The organism is Flavobacterium sp. UBA6195 (assembly GCF_002422095.1).
In the GTDB taxonomy this organism is placed as follows: domain Bacteria; phylum Bacteroidota; class Bacteroidia; order Flavobacteriales; family Flavobacteriaceae; genus Flavobacterium.
In genome coordinates, this window is sequence record NZ_DITB01000050.1 from 1 (window position 1) to 17,931 (window position 17,931).

A 17,931-nucleotide genomic window follows, 5' to 3' on the forward strand; every position below is an offset into this window, starting at 1 on the left:
GAATATTTTGATTGTATGTATTTATGATTTGTGTTACATATACATTTTCAACACCTGCTGTTGCAGCATCTATAGCATTAATACTTACTGAAATACTTGTTTTTTGGTCTTTTTGAAGGTCCCGATTGAAGTGAATTGGAATATTTACAATAATGTCGGTTTTTCCTTTTTGCATTTCTTGGATAGCTTCTTTTTCAGAAAAATAGGGTTCTGTAACTTTAAAATAGGTTGAGGATTTAAACGAATTTATTAAATCTCTTGATTCCCGACTTTGGTCATTGTCAACAAAGGTTATTGCAATATTTTTAACATCGAATGTAGCTGCATTTGACAAAATTAATAATTGCAAAATGGGTAATATAAATATAAGTTGAAGCATGCTTTTATCTCTAAAAATTTGCTTGAATTCTTTTTGTATGATGAATAATATTGTTTTCATATGTAAATATTATTTGTTTTTTGGTGCATATGTATCGCTTTTTTCATTGGTGTTTGCTTGCGCAAACTTGTTGTTAATGGCGATTTCATAATTTATTTTTATATGCCAATGATTGTTTTTAAACCTTTACAGTGATACTATTCTTATTCTAGTCTAATTTTATATTTTTTGATGCTCAATGTTATAAAAAATACGGTCATCCCAATTAATATAAGGGTTTCTTTCCATATATATTGAATTCCGACTCCCTTGAGCATAATGGCTTTTACAATAATAATGAACCATTTTGCAGGAATGATGTTACTGATTACTTGCATGGGTAAAGGCATACTGTTTATAGGAAAAATAAATCCTGATAGAATAATTACTGGTAGCATCAAACCCATTAATGATAACATCATTGCGGTTTGTTGAGAATTAGAAACGGTAGAAATTAATATCCCCAATGAAAGAGCAGAAATGATAAATAATATACTTTCAAAAGCTAACAAAAAGATGCTTCCATTTATAGGCATTTTGAACACAAAATAGCCTAATGTTAATATTACGATTGCATTGATAATTGAAAGAAAAATATAAGGAAATACTTTTCCAATAATTACTTGAAATGGTTTTAATGGAGAAACTAAAAGAATTTCCATAGTGCCTAATTCTTTTTCTCGTGTGATAGAAATAGAGGTCATCATAGCTGAAACAAGCATTAGAATAACGGTCATTACACCTGGAACAAAATTAAAAACACTTTTGAGTTCAGGATTATAAAACATTCTCGATTGTACTTCAACCTTTACCGGATTACTATTGGATTGTTTTTTTTGCGATTGATAATTTTGTATAATTGCTGAGGTATAATTTGCTATTGTGTTGGCAACATTAGGTTCGGTCGCATCGGTAATTGCTTGAACTACTGCTACTTTTTTGGTTTCTAAATTTTTACTAAAATTTGGTTCGAAAATAAGAACTGCCTTGATTTTTCCTTTTTTAAATTCTGATTCTATGTCGCTTTCTTTTTCAATTTGGTTTTCAACATTAAAATAGGGTGATGCTTTTATTTTATAGATAATTTTTTGTGTTTCTATATCATTTGATTGGTCTAAAATGGCAATGTCAACATTGTTAATTTCATTTGTTATGGCAAAACCAAACAATAAAATTTGGGCAATCGGCATACCAAACAGAATAAACAAAGAACGTTTATCTCTGAAAATATGGTAGAATTCTTTTTTTACAAATCCGATAAATCTTTTCATTTGTTTTTTGTTTCTAGTTTAAGTTTCAAGTGTTGTAGTGATTTATTATTCTATATTCCTTGCTAATTTTAAAAAAACATCATTCATAGAATCTACTTTGAATTGTTGTTTTAAATTTTTTGGGGTGTCTAAAGCTTCAATAGAGCCGTCAACCATAATAGAAACACGGTCACAATATTCTGCTTCATCCATGTAATGTGTGGTTACAAAAATGGTAGTACCTTTATAAGCTTGTGTATAAATCATTTCCCAAAATTGTCTTCGGGTTATTGGGTCAACGCCTCCTGTTGGCTCATCGAGAAAAACAATTTTTGGCTCGTGCAGTAATGCAACTGAAAACGACAATTTTTGTTTCCAACCCAATGGTAACGAACCTACTAAATTATTTGCTACTTCTTGAAGTTCTAATTCTTCTATTAATTGTGCGATTTTTTGTTTGATTTGAATTCTTGATAATCCATAAATTCCACCAAAAAAAGTAATGTTTTCTTTAATAGTTAAATCATCATACATTGAGAACTTTTGGCTCATATAACCAATACTTTTTTTTACCATATCGGCTTGTGAGTGAACATCAAAACCTGCAACATTGGCTTCACCTGAAGTAGGATTTGAAATTCCAATCAACATTTTCATAGCTGTTGTTTTTCCTGCTCCATTGGCACCTAGAAACCCAAAAATTTCTCCTTTATAAACATCAAATGAAATGCCTTTTACTGCAGTAAAATGACCAAACTCTTTCGTTAATTTTTTTACAGATATTATTTTTTCTCTTTCCATTTTTTTGTTTATAAGTCCATGAAAACATCTTCAATGGTTATTGTAGCAGGTTTAATAATTATATCCGTGTGATTTTTATTTTTCAAATAGGTTTGTAAATCATTTGGATTGAAAGTTGCATTTTTATCTATGTAATGTACAAACTCACCAAAAGCATAAACACTGTATTGATTAGGATAATTTTTTAAATCGTGAATCAATCCGTGTGTGTTTTTTGCTTGTACATCATAAATTACTTTTTCGTAGTTGTTAATGATATTTTGAGGTGTATCTATTTTTAAAATTTTGCCTTTTTGAATTAATGCAATTCTATCACAAAGAGAAGCTTCATCCATATAGGGTGTTGAAACTAATATTGTAATGCCTTTTTGTTGTAATCTTTTTAACATTATCCAAAATTCTTTTCGAGAAACGGGATCAACTCCTGTAGTTGGTTCGTCAAGAAATAATACTTTTGGAGCATGAATTAACGCACAACATAATGCTAATTTTTGTTTCATACCGCCCGAAAGAGCACCTGCTCTTCTGTCTTTGAATGGTTCAATTTGAATGTATATGTCTTTAATTAAATCATAATTTTCCTCAATTGTAGTTCCAAAAATAGTGGCAAAAAAATGTAAGTTTTCTTCAACAGTTAAATCTTGATATAGCGAGAATTTTCCTGGCATATAGCCAACAGAGTTTCTGATTTCTTTGAGTTGTTTGACTACATCATATCCAGCGACTTCTGCACTTCCTTCATTAGCAACTAAAAGCGTAGTTAGTATTCTGAAAATAGTTGTTTTCCCTGCACCATCAGGTCCAATTAAACCAAATAATTCTCCCTCATTTACATTAAAAGTAATGTTTTCGACTGCTTTTAACTTTTTGTAAGATTTTGATATGTTGTTTACTGCAATACTCATTATTTCATCAATAAGAAATTACTTTCATCGATTGCTTTTACAGCGTGTTTTACATTTTCTTCAATCATTACATAATTGCCTGAATTGAGATTAACGACTGTTCCTTTATCATCAGTAAAAACAGCATTTCCTGAAATGCAAACTAACAATGCAGGTATTTTTGAAACGTACTCTTTAAGTGTTTCACCTTTTGCTATTTGCAATGAAATTACTTTAGCGTCTTTTGGTTCAAATAATAATTGTGTTTGAACGGGTTTATTTTCGGTATGTAAGTTTTTTAAAATCATTGGAAATATTGATTAAATGTTTTAAACGAATTTTGAATTTCTGTAAACTGATTTGCTGATTTTTCTTTAGAAAACGAATCGACTAACTCTATATATGGAACTAACCATTTGTGAAGTTCGTCATGAGCTTGTCCTTTCATGGTACAATTTGATGTTAGTATATCAATATTTGTCTTTAATTTATTAGCTAATAATGAATAATTAGTGCTTTTTTCTTGGTCAAAATGGACTACATCTTTTTCCATATTACGAATGTGTATCATCATATTATCATCTACCTTCCATTTTTCACCATTGTTTAATAGAATTGTTTCGCTTTCAGAATGTTGGTGTTCTTCAGTTTTAATTTCAGTAGTTTTTTCTTCTTTTGATTTCGTGTTACAAGAGAAAATGAGTAATACAACTGTAGCTAAAAAGGCAATTTTTATTTTTAACATTTCTTGTAATTTTTTAATTAATATTTAATCCACATTTCTGCTGGCATTCCGATTTTTAGTCTGCCATCATTTTTTACTTTTACCTTTACGGCATAAACGAGATTTACTCGTTCTTCTTTTGTTTGAATAATTTTAGGAGTAAACTCTGCCGAAGATGCAATCCATGAAATATTTCCTTGATATGATTTCATATCTTTTTCAGCATCAATTTTTACCGATACATTTTGTCCAACTTTTATTTTTGACAACTGTGTTTCGCTTACATAGATTCGCAAAGTCATTTCAGAAATATCAGCTATCTTGTATAGTGGTTTTCCAAATGCTGTTATTTCGCCTGGTTCAGCATACTTAGTTAAAACAGTTCCATTAATAGGGTTAATAATTTTACTTTTTGCTATTTGATCATTGATTCTAGCAATTTGTACATCTATCGATTTTAAGTCATTTAAAATAGGTGCATTTTGAGTTCCGACACTTTTAATTTGCTCTTCGATAACTTTTACCTTTCCTTCAATTTCATCTACTTGTCGTTTAGTTGCAGCATTTTCAGAATACATATTACGGATTCGGTTTTTCTCTAATTTAGCTGTTTTTAATTGTTCATTTAAGACGCTTTTTTGCGATATTACATTTGCGGATTTTGACGATATGGTGCTTTTAGAGGCAATTAATTGTTGTTTCGCAAAATGTAATTGTAATGTATCAACTAATCCTACTTGTAATTGAGATTTTAATTCATCTCCTTCTTCGACTTTTAAAAACTCTATTTTACCGTTAGCTTCTGAAGAAATAGTTATTTCAGTTGCTTCAAAATTCCCATAACCGTCAGCTTTGTCGTTATTTTTGTTACAAGAAATTAACCCTATCGTTGCTAAAATTATTATGCTTATTTTTTTCATTTTTTTAAATTTTTCGGGTACTATTTTATTTTCCTTTAATTATTTCGTAATTTGATTTAGCTGCTGCTAATTGAACTTCATGCATCTTTAAAGTGTTTTTTGCTTCAAATAAATTGGTTAATTCTATAAGATATTCAGACGATGTTATCACACCATTTTTTAATTGAGCATCTGAGGATTTAATAACTTTTTCACGTATTTGAATTATTTCGGTATCAGAAAGCAACAGTTGTTCTAATTTTTTAATTTCAAAATCTTGCTCTTCTAATTGTATTTTGTTATTTAATTCAAATGTTTCTTTCTCAGATGTCACTATTTCTTTAGATATATCCAATGCTTTTTTATCTGTTTTGGTTTTGCCCCAATCAAAAATATTCCAATTCGCTTTTAGGCCGACAACATAAAATGTTTGAAAAGAATTGTCTAACATGTTTAATCCGGGATTACCATAACCCGCTTGACCAAAAGCATTTATTTTTGGAAGATTTGATTTAGATAGTACACTTTTCGAGAACTCTAATTGCTGATTTTGTAAGTCATAAAAAGCAATTTCGGGCCTTGTTATATTTGTGCTGTTTGGATATGAAACTGGTTTTATTAAAGTTGTTTCGGTATCAATATCAGAAAAAGTTAATTCAGAAAGATTATTTAATAATTTGATGTTTTCGAATTTAATTTCTATTAATTGCTGGTCTATTTTAATAATTTCTGCTTCTAAAACCAGTTCTGATGACGGAAGAATTGCTCCAAATTTGACTCCCGATTTCACTTCCTTAACTTTGGAAATTAATAACTCTTTTTTTGAAGATAGTAGTGCTTTTTTTTCTTGAAGTAACAAAATAGAAAAGAAATATTGACTGATTCGAGTTTTTATTTGGTATAAACTAACTTCTATTAGTTGTTGTTGTGTTTTGGTTTGTGCCTCTTTTAATTTTGCATTTGCATCAATTATTCCACCATTGTACACTAATTGATTTACATCTAAAGTTGCTCTATATTGATCTTTATTTAAAGATTGAACCCCTGGAAGTGAAGTAGGTAATCCAATCACATCAGATTGATAAGTTGCTTGTGCGTTTACATCGATTTTTGGTAATTTTCCTTTGCTTAATGCGTCAATTTCATAACTTGATTTCTGTTCTAATAAACCTGTTTGTTTTGATAAAGGATAATTTTTTGTAGCTAATGAGTAACAATCTTCCAAGGTTAAAGTCTGTTGTGCATTTGAATATATTGATATAAACAATACTATCAGTATGATTAACTTAGTTTTCATAATTTATATTTTTATTGAATTAATGATAAACTCAGCCACTTCCGTTTTTCTATTTTCTAGTATTTTATTGTAGCTTTCTTTATCCACATTAACAAGCGCCATCAATAGCGGTTCTCCGATAAAAGGAAAAATATTTAAAGAGATAATATTGATAAATAACTGTTCGGCTTCGATTGGTTTAATAATTCCTTGATTTATAGCATCACTTACTTGAAGTTTAAATTTTTCAATGGAAGGAAAATTTTTTTCAGAGCGAAGCTTTTGAACAAATTCTGGGTTTTTATTTAATTCTTGTACTACAAAATTTGGTAAATAGGGATGTTTGATTACAAACGAAACATAATTTTCAGTGAACTTTCGTATTTTTTCAAATAAGTCACTATCATCATTTAACACTTTATTTAATTGTGGTGCTAAAAGCGAAAAAGCACTTTTGAAAACAGCTTCAAATAATAATTGTTTGCTTCTATAATAATAATGTAATAATGCTTTATTAATTTTTGCTTTATCTGCTATTTCTTGCATTCTTGCACCTGCCATTCCTTTTTGCTGAAATATTTCTTTTGCAGCTATTAATATTTCAGTTTCTGTATTTTCAGTTTTAATTTTATTCATATTGTTTAATTATATAGTTTAACCATTTGGTTAACAAATTTACTAAAATAAAATTACTAAAATAGTATTTATGCTTTTTTTAACAAATAATAAAGTCTTAATAGCTTTAAATAGCCTTGATTACTAGAAATTTTTAGCTTGTGACTGAAGATTTTTTCAATATATTATTGTCTAAAATTGAAAATTTATCTTTTAAAATCTTCATATCCTCACTAACCTTTCTATCCAAAACTTTTGCGTAATGTTGGGTTGTGTGTAGGTTTTTATGGCCAAGCATTTTACTAACTGTTTCAATAGGAACACCATTAGTCAAAGTTACAGATGTTGCAAATGTGTGTCTAGCCATGTGGAACGTTATTTCTTTTGGAATGTCACATAAATCGCCAATTTCTTTTAAATAAGCATTCATTTTTTGGTTAGTTAAGATTGGCAAAATAGTATCTTCATTTAAGCATTTAGGGTGATTACTGTATTTTTCAATAATTTCTTGGGCAATAGGTAAAACTGGTATTTTTGATTTTGTATCTGTTTTTTGACGGTTTTTGAAAATCCATTTCTCTCCATCAATGCCTATACCAATATGATCCTTTTTCAATCCTTTTACATCAATGTAGGCTAAACCAGTGTAGCAAGAAAAAATGAAAATATCTCTAACTAGTTGTAGTCTTTGTGATGAAATTTTCTTGTTGTAGATTTTCAACAATTCCTCTTCAGTCAAAAAGTCTCTTTCAACTTCTTTCATTTTACCTTCATATCGAGTAGTAGGGTCTTTATCTAACCAATCATTGTCCAGGCATATCTTAATGATTTTTCTAAAATTTCTAACATATTTGACAGCTGTATTGTTGTTGCATTTTTTTACACTTCTTAAATAAAATTCAAACTCGGTTACAAAGGCATAGTCGATTTTATTGATGCTTATATCATTGATGTTATATTTCCAAATGATAAACTCCTGCAAGTGTTTTAATGAGATTTTAAATCGTTCTAAAGTTCCATAGGCATAACCATTTCCAATTAGGTCTTTAATTTTATCATTATGACTTTGATAGATTGGAATGATCATTCGCTCACGTTCTTGTGCTCCAGTTAGTTTTGATTTAAAATTTTCAATTGTCAAATCTTCATTTTTGTGTATTAATTCCATCTGAATGTCAAAAATTTTAGATTTCATTAAATCAAGATAGTTATTTATTGTTCTGGCTTCTTCTGAATTACCTTTCATTTTTGATTGTTCTGCGGACCATTTTGATTTATCAATAAATTTCTTGGTGCTGAATTCAAAACGTTCTCCGTTTACAGTTAGCCTGAAATAAATTGGCAATTGACCGTTTTTGTTAGCTTTTGAAGTTTTTGCATAAATATGCACAGTAATTTTTGCTTTCATGGTGGTGACCTTTTAATTAGTATTCAATTTAATTTTTAAATATTTAGTAAACAAGATGTACACCTTTTGAACCAGTATTAAACTGGTTGTTAGTACGGTGTTTACAGTGCTTTAGAGAATTTAGCGAGACCCAAAATTGTAGAAATTTTTAGGGTCTCGATTTTGTCCCTTTAGCATTAAGATTGAATGAATAATTTGGTATATGTCCAAAAGCAAAAAGCCGATAAATCATAAGATTTATCGGCTTTTGAAACCATTTGTTTTTAAGTGTGTGGGCGATGAGGGGTTCGAACCCCCGACCCCCTCGGTGTAAACGAGGTGCTCTGAACCAGCTGAGCTAATCGCCCCAATAAATTGCTTTACTATTACCGTATTGCGAGTGCAAATATACAAGGATTATTTGTATCTGCAAGTGTTTTTGAAAAAAAATTACACAATTTCTGCCACCACAAAAGTACTTCCACCTATGTAAATAAAATCAGAATCTTTCGCTGAATTAACCGCTTCACCATAAGCTTCTGATACCGAATTAAATACTTCCCCGAACAAACTAAAATCACTTGCCTTTTGTTTTAAAATTTCAGCACCTAAGCCTCTTGGCACATTAGGCTTACAAAAATAATATTTTGCATTTTTTGGAAATAAGGGCAAAATGGAATCTAAATCTTTGTCATTAACAACACCTAAAACTACATGAAGCGTTTCAAAAGAATGCTTTTGAATTTGATTCAACACTATTTTTAATCCGTGACTGTTATGAGCTGTATCACAAACCGTAAAAGGTTTTTGTTTTAAAATTTGCCATCTACCAAGTAAACCTGTATTTTGAATTACATTTTTCAAGCCTAACTTAATATGATTTTCCTCTATTTTAAATTGTGATTGTAATAATTTTATAACTTGAAGAACTATTTTCTTATTATGAACCTGATAATCTCCTAACAAAGCACATTCGTAAGTCACTTCAGGGTTATCTTTAGCAAAGTAGATTGGAGTATTTTCAAATCTCGCTTTATCTAAAAAAACAGGTTTTGTTTCTTCTGAATATTCTCCAATAACTACTGGAATATTCGATTTAATAATTCCAGCTTTTTCAGCAGCTATTTTAGGCAACGTATCTCCTAAAAATTGCGTATGATCAAAACCAATATTCGTAATCACTGAAACCAAAGGCGTAATCACATTGGTAGAATCTAATCTTCCTCCCATCCCAACTTCAATCACTGCTACATCTACTCGTTCCTTCGCAAAATAATCAAAGGCTAAACCTACGGTCATTTCAAAAAAACTCAACTGATTAGCCTCAAAAAACGACTTATTTTCCGAAATAAAATCAACCACAAAATTTTCAGAAATCATTTCACCATTAATACGAATTCTTTCGCGAAAATCTTTTAAATGAGGCGAAGTATACAACCCTACTTTATATCCTGCCTCTTGAAGAATGGAAGCAATCATAGACGACGTCGAACCTTTTCCATTGGTTCCTGCCACATGAATCGATTTAAATTTAGTTTCCGGATGCTTCAAATGCTCTACCAACAAATGCGTATTGGTCAAATCCTTTTTATAAGCCGAAGCGCCTTGCATTTGAAACATAGGCAACTGACTAAACATCCAATCTGTAGTTTCTTTGTAGGTCATTTTAATATTTGAAACGAATGTTTTGGGCTTTCTTGCCGTCCATGTTCCCGCTATCCATTACAATCAATGCTAGCGCATTGGATTTTCATTGCTATCGGGGTTAAAAAGTAAAATTATGGGATTTCTTGTGTGAAAATAAAAACTATATAACCAATTTGAACATCAGGAGCATTCTTATCTTCTTTCCACTTAAATAACTTTGCTTTTTCAATACTTGGAACAACTAAACACGCAGCAGTATTTGTAGTTCCTCTAGTTACTTCAGCAGTTGTTACCCTTCCTTCTTTATTCACTTTAACTTTTACAACAACTTTTCCTACTTGATCACAATTAATACCAGTAATCTCAAAATCCGTTTTTTCTATTATTCGACCGTTTAAATGAAAATTTTTTAGAACAGTACCATTTCCATAAAAACTATTTGAATACGTAGGTAAATCTGCTTCACCTTTTCCATATCCATCACTACCTGAATTTTGACCAAAAGACAGTAACGAAAATAAAAAAAGTAAATAAAATGTTTTCATATTTTACTCACCAACTTGAAAGTTAACTACCACAAAACCAATTTGAGTTTCGGGTGCATTGGCATCAGGTTGCCATTTAAAAGTTCTTGCGGTTTTGTATGCTGCTTCTAAAACACATTGAGTAGTATTAGTAGTTCCTTTTGCATATTGGGTCTTAATTACTGAACCATTTTTATTGACAGTAATTTCAACAACTACCCTCCCAGACTCATTACCACATTGTAATGATTTAATTCCAGGTGAAGAAATTCTTCTATTTTTAAGCCCCCAACTTGTACCATTCCCTGACGAATTTCCACTTCCTGAACCATCGCCATAAAAACTATTAGCATATAAACTCCCATTAGGATTTCCTTTATCACCACCTTCATCATCATCACCGTGACCAGACTGAGAAGTTCCATCTTGCTTTGGTCCTTTTATGATACTATTTAAAGCACTATTATTAGGTTTTGTTGGTTTGGTTTCTGTTGGTTTAACAACAGGTTTGGTTTCTGCAGGTTTTGTAACGGGTTTTGGTTTTTCTTTTTTGGGTAATGTAATTGGCGCTTCTTCATCTTGAGTTAACACATCATCTTCTTCAGCTGGCACTGGTTCTGACTGTGCTTGATCTGGCGACATTTGCACAGGTTCTGTTGGTTGTATTTCACCACTACCCGTATCGCTAGTTCCAAAGTTAACAGCTATTCCGTTTTCAGGCGGAGGATCCATATAGGTCAATCCGAAAATAGTAAACAACAAAAAAAGTATCACAAAAATAACCGAAGTTATTGTGAATGATTTTTTTTCCTCTGGTGTTTCTAAAAATTTCATGATTTAACTATTTAGGATTAACCGCAATAACCATTTTTATTTGATTACGATATGCAATTTCCATTACCTTAACCACTTTTTCATGTGGAACCGATTTTTCAGCACGCAACACGATAGCCTTGTTTTCAGAATTAGCAAACAAAGCCAATAATTGCTTTTCTAAATCGGCTTCGTTCACTTTGTCTTTATCTATAAAAAAGTTCAAATCCTTATCAATACTAACCGATGTACTTTTATTACTATCTGTTTTCCCTTTAGCTTTCGGCAAAACGATATCCAATGCATTAGTAGTTACCATAGTAGAAGTTAGCATGAAAAAGATAAGTAACAAGAATACTATGTCGGTCATTGACGACATATTGAATTCTGTTGAAACTTTATTTCTTGTTTTACCTAACTTCATTATACTGGCTCGTTTAATAAATCTAAGAAATCAACTGCATTGGCTTCCATTTGGTTTACTACTTTATTCGTTTTTACAACTAAATGGTTATAACCAACATAAGCAATAATACCAACAACTAATCCAACAACTGTAGTGGTCATAGCCGTGTAAATACCTTCCGCTAAAACACCTACTTCAATTTGACCACCACCACTTGCCATTTCATGAAAAGCAAGAATCATACCAACAACGGTACCAAGGAAACCAACCATTGGTCCAGCTCCTGAAATGGTAGCCAACATACTTGTATTTTTCTCTAATTTATATAACTCTAAGTTACCTGCATTTTCAATTGCTGTATTGATGTCTTCTAAAGGTTTTCCAATACGAGATATTCCTTTTTCAATTAATCGTGCCACAGGCGAATTGGTTTGCGCGCATAACATTTTTGCAGCATCTAGCTTACCTGACATAATATTCATTTTGATATTATTCATAAAACTAGCATCGATTTTTGACGCTTTATTAATAGCCATCAAACGTTCGAAATACAAAAACAACGCAAAGAAAAGTTGAAGGAATAAAACAATCATAATAATTTGACCACCAATACCTCCACTGGTAAGCAAACTCCAGATTGATAATGTTTTTTCTGTTACTTGTTCGTCTGCTACTACTTGACTAGCAACCGCTAAACTATCCGTTTGAAGAAATAAACTCATATTATTATATATCTAATTTGTAATTAAAACGCAGTTTAAAATTAATTATTGTTATCTAATATAATGTTCAATAAACAAAAAAGTTAATGCTCCTGCTATAAAACCTGCAAAAGCTAACCAAGTTATTTTTTTAAGATACCAAATGAAATCGATTTTTTCCATACCCATAGCAGCAACACCCGCTGCAGAGCCGATAATTAACATACTTCCTCCAGTTCCTGCAGAATAAGCAATAAAATGCCAAATTGGATGATCTATTTCAAACGTGTACATTCCCATAGAAGCAGCTACTAATGGAACATTATCAATTACAGCGGATAAGGCACCTAGTAAAATAATCACTACATCCATACTAGGAATTGCATTAGAAATACTTTCTGCTGCGTATCTTAAAGTTCCTACTTCTTGTCCATTTATAGAACCAAATACTAAACTTTCAAGAGCTGCAACAGCCATTAGGATTCCTAAGAAAAATAGTATACTAGAAATCTCTATTCTAGACAACGCTTTATTAGCTGAATATAAATGCTTTCTACTTTTGTCAAAATTATCTTCTGGATGAATATATTCAGAAACCATCCAAACAACAGCAAGACTTAACATCATTCCCACGTATGGCGGTAAATGAGTTAGTGTTTTAAATATAGGCACAAAAACAATCGCTCCTAACCCTAACCAAAGCATTGTTTTGCTACTTAACAAACGTTCTCTTTCTTCATGAGATTTTTCGTCAATTTCAATTTGTCCCTTAAAAATTTTCATTCTAGAAGCCAACGCATAAGGAACTATAAAACAGATTATGGCTGGAATTATAATATATTCAGACAATCCTCCTGCAGAGACTTTTTTAGCAATCCAAAGCATTGTTGTGGTTACATCACCTATTGGTGACCAAGCCCCACCAGCATTTGTTGCTATAACTATTAAAGATGCATACCATATACGTTCTTCTCTATTTTGAATTAATTTTCTTAATAATGATATTAAAACAATAGTAGCCGTAAGATTATCGATAACTGCCGACAATAAAAAACCTACAACACCTGTTATCCATAAAAGCTTTATCTTACTTCTTGTTTTAACCATGTCCTTTAACACATCAAAACCTCTGTGCAAATCAATAAGTTCTACTATTGTCATTGCGCCAATTAGAAAAACTAAAATTTCAGCAACTTTACCTACGTGATGTAAAAGTAATCCTTCAAAGCCATGTTCTTGTTGATGAACATCACCAACATTAATATTAAAAATAGTACCATAGCCATCAATTACTGAAAACCAACCTTTATGAAAACCAATTGAAAGTAAAGCCCACATTAAAGCTGCCATCAATAGCGCTGGAACAGTTTTGTCTAATTTTAAAGGATGTTCAAGAGTTATAGATAAATAACCTATAACAAACAGAAGTATTAATATTGCTTCCATAATATAAAATTTTATACGAGTTGTTTAAGAGCAATTTCAAAAGCAGTAGCACTAATATTCTTTTTATCAGAATTGATAGCATGAGCATTTTGAATTGCATTTTTGATTCTATTTGAAGTATCTGAGAAAATAGCTTCATCTGTCATTTGTACTTTTTTCTCCATGAAATAAGCAAAAACTCTAGCCATTCCACAGTTAGCAATGAAGTCAGGAATTAAGCTTACTTTTTTATCTGTTTCTTCCATAATTGGACCAAAGAAGATTTCTTTATCAGCAAACGGAACATTGGCACCACTTGAAATCACTTCTAATCCAGAAGCTACCATTTTATCAACTTGTTCTTTTGTAACCAATCTGGATGCTGCACAAGGCGCAAAAACCTGAGCTCCAATTGACCAAATTTTATCATTGATCTCAGCAAAAGGTATCATATTATCGGCCACCAATTTGTTTCCATCTTTTTTAAGGAATAAATCTCTAATTTCTTCGAATGAAAATCCATTCTCATTAATAACACCACCATCTCTATCAATGATTCCAACCACTTTTGCTCCCATTTGAGCTAAATAAAAAGCAGCTGCCGAACCTACGTTTCCAAAACCTTGAACTATAGCCTTTTTACCAACAATTGTTCCTCCATAAATGTCATAATAATGACGCGCCGCTTCGGCAACACCATAACCCGTTATCATATCGGCTATTGTATATTTTCTATTAACATCTGGAGAGAAATTTGGGTTTTCAATAACTTTAATAACTCCTTGACGTAATTGTCCAATTCTGTTGATTTTATCAGCTTCTGTTGGTTTAAAGTGACCATTAAAAACACCTTCTTGCGGATGCCAAACACCGCAATCTTCAGTCATAGGAATAACCTCATGAATCTCGTCCACATTTAAATCACCACCAGTTCCGTAATAATTCTTCAATAATGGAGAAACGGCTTTATACCATCTTTCTAAAACTCCTTTTTTTCTTGGATCGTTTGGGTCAAAATTAATTCCTGATTTAGCACCACCAATTGCTGGTCCTGAAACTGAAAACTTAACCTCCATAGTCTTTGCCAATGAAAGCACTTCATTCATATCTAACCCCTTACGCATACGAGTTCCTCCTCCTGCAGCACCACCTCGTAACGAGTTGATTACCGTCCATCCTTCTGCCTCAGTTTCAGAGTCTTTCCAATTAAATACTATTTCTGGCTGTTTGTCTTCAAATTTCTTTAATAAATCTTTCATTGTGTTGATTAAATTTTTGTTATACAAATATACGGAATATGGCTTGAGAGCTAAAGTTTAAAAAGGTTTTTTTTGAATAATTATTACTTTTTTAAATAAATTTTACCCGAAGAATGGTCATATGAAGCACCTGTTACAGAAGCTAAAACATTAATGTCATTTCTTAATCGTAAAACACCTAAAAATCCAAAAATCAGTGCTTCTTTAAATTGTATAGTTTTATCATCTGGAATTACCAACTCTGTTGTAGGTAAATAATTACGTAATCTCTCAATTAAAAATCGATTATAAGCGCCTCCTCCTGTTATAAATAATTTTGCATTTGGTTTTGAGCAAATATTTGCAATTTGAATAGCAATATGTTCTACAAAAGTGCAAAGTTTATCTTTTACATCAATTGAATACGAGTTCATTAAAGGAAAAATTTTCGCGTTTACAAATTCCATTCCCAATGATTTTGGATAAGGCAAAGCATAGAATTCCAAATCATTCAATTGTTGCAATAAATCTTGATTTATGTTTCCAGATTTTGCAAAATTCCCAGCATCGTCATACGGAAAGCCTAATTCATTTGCATAGGAATTTAAAACGGTATTCACAGGCGAAATATCAAACGCAATTCTGTTACCATTTTCATTAAAGGAAACATTCGAAAATCCACCTAAGTTCAAACAATAATCATATTCCGAAAAAAGTAGTTCATCACCAATTGGAACCAAAGGTGCACCTTGACCTCCTAATTGTACATCTTGAACTCTAAAATCACAAACAATTGTTTGATTCAACAAATCTTGAATCAAAGGAAGATTACCAATTTGAAGTGTAAATCCGTTCTGAGGTTGGTGCAAAATTGTATGACCATGACTACAAACAGCATCGATTTGGGTCAGCTGATGCTTGGAAATAAATTCAGAAATTATCGAAGCTAAAAGTTTTGTATAAGTGACATTCAATTCTTCTAATTCTGACTTTCTAAAATGAATCGCATTTTTCAATTTATTAATCCATTCTTCCGAATACGAAATGGTTTCGGATTGATAAATTTCGAAAGTCCAACGACCTGAATTATTGAATTTTATATAAGCCAAATCGACTCCATCTAACGATGTGCCCGACATAACTCCGATAACGTTGTAGTTTTCTTTAAACATGGGTTAAAATTACAAATTGTTATTGAAAATTTGGTAATTAATCTTTACATTTGGTACCTGAAATTACAAAATAATCAAACATTACATCTAAATAATATGGATTTTAAATTAACCGAAGAGCATTTAATGATTCAGCAAGCTGCTAGAGATTTTGCTCAAACAGAATTATTACCTGGAGTTATTGAAAGAGATGAACATTCAAAATTCCCAACAGAACAAGTGAAAATGATGGGTGAACTTGGGTTCTTAGGAATGATGGTTGATCCAAAATACGGAGGTGCAGGATTAGATAGCTTATCTTACGTTTTAGCAATGGAAGAAATTGCAAAAGTAGATGCTTCTGCAGCAGTAATCATGTCGGTAAACAACTCATTAGTTTGTGCTGGTTTAGAAAAATATGGTTCGGAAGAACAAAAAGTAAAATATTTAACTCCGTTAGCAAAAGGTGAAGTAATTGGAGCTTTCTGTTTATCAGAGCCAGAAGCTGGTTCAGATGCCACTTCGCAAAGAACTACCGCTATCGATATGGGCGACCATTATTTAGTAAATGGAACTAAAAACTGGATCACGAATGGTGGAAATGCTTCTACTTATTTAGTAATTGCTCAAACCGACGCTTCAAAAGGACACAAAGGAATCAACGTTCTTATCGTGGAAAAAGGAATGCCAGGTTTTGAAGTAGGTCCGAAAGAGAAAAAAATGGGAATCCGTGGATCAGACACACATACTTTATTATTTAACGATGTAAAAGTTCCAAAAGAAAATAGAATTGGTGCTGACGGATTTGGATTTGCTTTCGCTATGTCAACTTTAAACGGAGGACGTATTGGAATTGCATCTCAAGCCTTAGGTATTGCACAAGGAGCTTACGAATTAGCGTTAAAATATTCACAAGAGCGTGTTGCTTTCGGAAAACCAATTTTCAATCATCAAGCTATTGCTTTCAAATTAGCAGATATGCACGTAAAAATTACATGTGCTAGATTGTTAATTCACAAAGCTGCAACTGAAAAAGATAACGGTGAAGATATTGCACATTCTGGTGCTATGGCTAAATTATACGCTTCAGAAATTGCATTAGAAGTTGCTAATGAAGCCGTACAAATTCACGGTGGAAATGGTTACGTAAGCGAATACCATGTAGAAAGAATGATGCGTGATGCAAAAATCACACAGATTTACGAAGGAACTTCTGAAATTCAAAGAATTGTTATTTCGAGAGGTTTAGTGAAATAATTAAAACCTTAAATAAATAGAAATCCGACTTCAAAAGAGTCGGATTTTTTTATGGGCGTTCCCTAAGGGTCGGGCTATCCGCACTCGCTTTAATTGGTTGCCTGAGGTTCTCGAAGGCAACCAATTAAGAGCTCAAACAAATGCTCCTATCCCTAACGCGAAATTAGTTTTTAGTTGAGATTTATACTTTTCCCAATATCGTAGTAACACAATATTGGTAAAAAAACACACTAATAATATTTTAAAGCTAAAAGGCTTTAACCGAAATAGCTCATAAACGTACCCATCAAAAGTTCCATCAAGAAGTATAAAACAATAGAAAACCACCTAATTGAGGTGGTTTATTAGTCCCATCGGGACGATATATTGGTAACAAAAAAGCCTGTCTAAATAGACAGGCTTTTCAAAAGAAAGGCGGCGGATCGAGGCCAAAGGCCGACATGCTACACCAATAAAAAAAGAAAGCCCAGCTTTTTCAAGCTGGGCTTCTAAAAGAAAGGCGGCGACATACTCTC

At 31.7% G+C, this 17,931-nt stretch carries 20 protein-coding genes and 1 tRNA gene; 1 reads left to right on the plus strand and 20 read right to left on the minus strand.

Going from position 1 to position 17,931, the window contains the following annotated elements; all coding sequences use genetic code 11:
* From B4I81_RS03910 to B4I81_RS04000, 19 genes are all read right to left on the minus strand, one after another.
* On the minus strand, positions 1-439 hold a 439-nt coding region (locus B4I81_RS03910), incomplete at its 3' end, for an ABC transporter permease (RefSeq protein ID WP_291107852.1).
* 143 nt (positions 440-582) lie between these two features.
* Entirely contained in the window at positions 583-1,689 is a 1,107-nt protein-coding gene (locus B4I81_RS03915; RefSeq protein ID WP_112112172.1) for an ABC transporter permease, read from the minus strand.
* 45 nt (positions 1,690-1,734) lie between these two features.
* On the minus strand, positions 1,735-2,469 hold the full coding sequence (locus B4I81_RS03920) for an ABC transporter ATP-binding protein (protein ID WP_291107859.1): 735 nt from the start codon (positions 2,467-2,469) through the stop codon (positions 1,735-1,737).
* An 8-nt stretch (positions 2,470-2,477) separates the two neighbouring features.
* Complete coding sequence (locus tag B4I81_RS03925; RefSeq protein WP_291107862.1) at positions 2,478-3,374, minus strand: ABC transporter ATP-binding protein; 897 nt, start codon at positions 3,372-3,374, stop codon at positions 2,478-2,480.
* A complete protein-coding gene (locus B4I81_RS03930) occupies positions 3,374-3,661 on the minus strand; it encodes a hypothetical protein (RefSeq protein WP_291107865.1) in 288 nt (95 codons plus the stop codon). Before B4I81_RS03930 ends, B4I81_RS03925 begins: the two co-directional genes overlap by 1 nt.
* Positions 3,658-4,098 (minus strand): hypothetical protein, encoded by a 441-nt coding sequence (locus B4I81_RS03935; RefSeq protein ID WP_291107868.1) that lies wholly within the window; start codon positions 4,096-4,098, stop codon positions 3,658-3,660. The genes B4I81_RS03930 and B4I81_RS03935 overlap by 4 nt, the downstream gene beginning before the upstream one ends.
* Positions 4,099-4,115: 17 nt before the next feature.
* Entirely contained in the window at positions 4,116-4,997 is an 882-nt protein-coding gene (locus B4I81_RS03940) for an HlyD family secretion protein (RefSeq protein WP_171221814.1), read from the minus strand.
* Positions 4,998-5,022: 25 nt separating this feature from the next.
* Positions 5,023-6,273: a TolC family protein gene (locus tag B4I81_RS03945; RefSeq protein ID WP_166237497.1), complete on the minus strand. Its 1,251-nt coding sequence runs from the start codon at positions 6,271-6,273 to the stop codon at positions 5,023-5,025.
* Positions 6,274-6,276: 3 nt separating this feature from the next.
* Positions 6,277-6,888 carry a TetR/AcrR family transcriptional regulator gene (locus tag B4I81_RS03950; protein WP_166237496.1) on the minus strand — a complete coding sequence of 204 codons (612 nt, stop codon included), beginning with the start codon at positions 6,886-6,888 and terminating at the stop codon, positions 6,277-6,279.
* A gap of 133 nt (positions 6,889-7,021) precedes the next feature.
* A complete protein-coding gene (locus tag B4I81_RS03955) occupies positions 7,022-8,275 on the minus strand; it encodes a site-specific integrase (protein WP_166237495.1) in 1,254 nt (417 codons plus the stop codon).
* Positions 8,276-8,547: 272 nt separating this feature from the next.
* Positions 8,548-8,622: transfer RNA gene (locus B4I81_RS03960), tRNA-Val, on the minus strand.
* A gap of 82 nt (positions 8,623-8,704) precedes the next feature.
* Complete coding sequence (locus B4I81_RS03965) at positions 8,705-9,919, minus strand: bifunctional folylpolyglutamate synthase/dihydrofolate synthase (RefSeq protein ID WP_291107880.1); 1,215 nt, start codon at positions 9,917-9,919, stop codon at positions 8,705-8,707.
* 113 nt (positions 9,920-10,032) lie between these two features.
* A complete protein-coding gene (locus B4I81_RS03970) occupies positions 10,033-10,446 on the minus strand; it encodes a hypothetical protein (RefSeq protein WP_291107883.1) in 414 nt (137 codons plus the stop codon).
* A gap of 3 nt (positions 10,447-10,449) precedes the next feature.
* Positions 10,450-11,259 (minus strand): energy transducer TonB, encoded by an 810-nt coding sequence (locus B4I81_RS03975; protein ID WP_291107886.1) that lies wholly within the window; start codon positions 11,257-11,259, stop codon positions 10,450-10,452.
* 7 nt (positions 11,260-11,266) lie between these two features.
* Positions 11,267-11,662 (minus strand): ExbD/TolR family protein, encoded by a 396-nt coding sequence (locus B4I81_RS03980; protein ID WP_026726420.1) that lies wholly within the window; start codon positions 11,660-11,662, stop codon positions 11,267-11,269.
* The gene (locus B4I81_RS03985) at positions 11,662-12,366 is read right to left on the minus strand and encodes a MotA/TolQ/ExbB proton channel family protein (RefSeq protein ID WP_291107890.1); all 705 of its coding nucleotides are present in this window, start codon (positions 12,364-12,366) and stop codon (positions 11,662-11,664) included. Before B4I81_RS03985 ends, B4I81_RS03980 begins: the two co-directional genes overlap by 1 nt.
* A gap of 51 nt (positions 12,367-12,417) precedes the next feature.
* Complete coding sequence (gene nhaD, locus B4I81_RS03990; protein WP_291107893.1) at positions 12,418-13,791, minus strand: sodium:proton antiporter NhaD; 1,374 nt, start codon at positions 13,789-13,791, stop codon at positions 12,418-12,420.
* A gap of 11 nt (positions 13,792-13,802) precedes the next feature.
* Positions 13,803-15,029, minus strand: coding sequence for a Glu/Leu/Phe/Val dehydrogenase dimerization domain-containing protein (locus B4I81_RS03995; protein WP_291107896.1), 1,227 nt, complete (start codon positions 15,027-15,029; stop codon positions 13,803-13,805).
* An 83-nt stretch (positions 15,030-15,112) separates the two neighbouring features.
* Positions 15,113-16,180 carry an anhydro-N-acetylmuramic acid kinase gene (locus B4I81_RS04000; protein ID WP_291107898.1) on the minus strand — a complete coding sequence of 356 codons (1,068 nt, stop codon included), beginning with the start codon at positions 16,178-16,180 and terminating at the stop codon, positions 15,113-15,115.
* 96 nt (positions 16,181-16,276) lie between these two features.
* On the opposite strand from B4I81_RS04000, the gene B4I81_RS04005 reads away from it, so the two are divergent.
* Complete coding sequence (locus B4I81_RS04005) at positions 16,277-17,416, plus strand: acyl-CoA dehydrogenase (RefSeq protein WP_291107900.1); 1,140 nt, start codon at positions 16,277-16,279, stop codon at positions 17,414-17,416.
* A gap of 327 nt (positions 17,417-17,743) precedes the next feature.
* Here B4I81_RS04005 and B4I81_RS04010 read toward each other — a convergent pair.
* Positions 17,744-17,931, minus strand: a 188-nt coding sequence (locus B4I81_RS04010; protein WP_291107903.1) for a hypothetical protein, incomplete at its 5' end; no start/stop codon positions are given.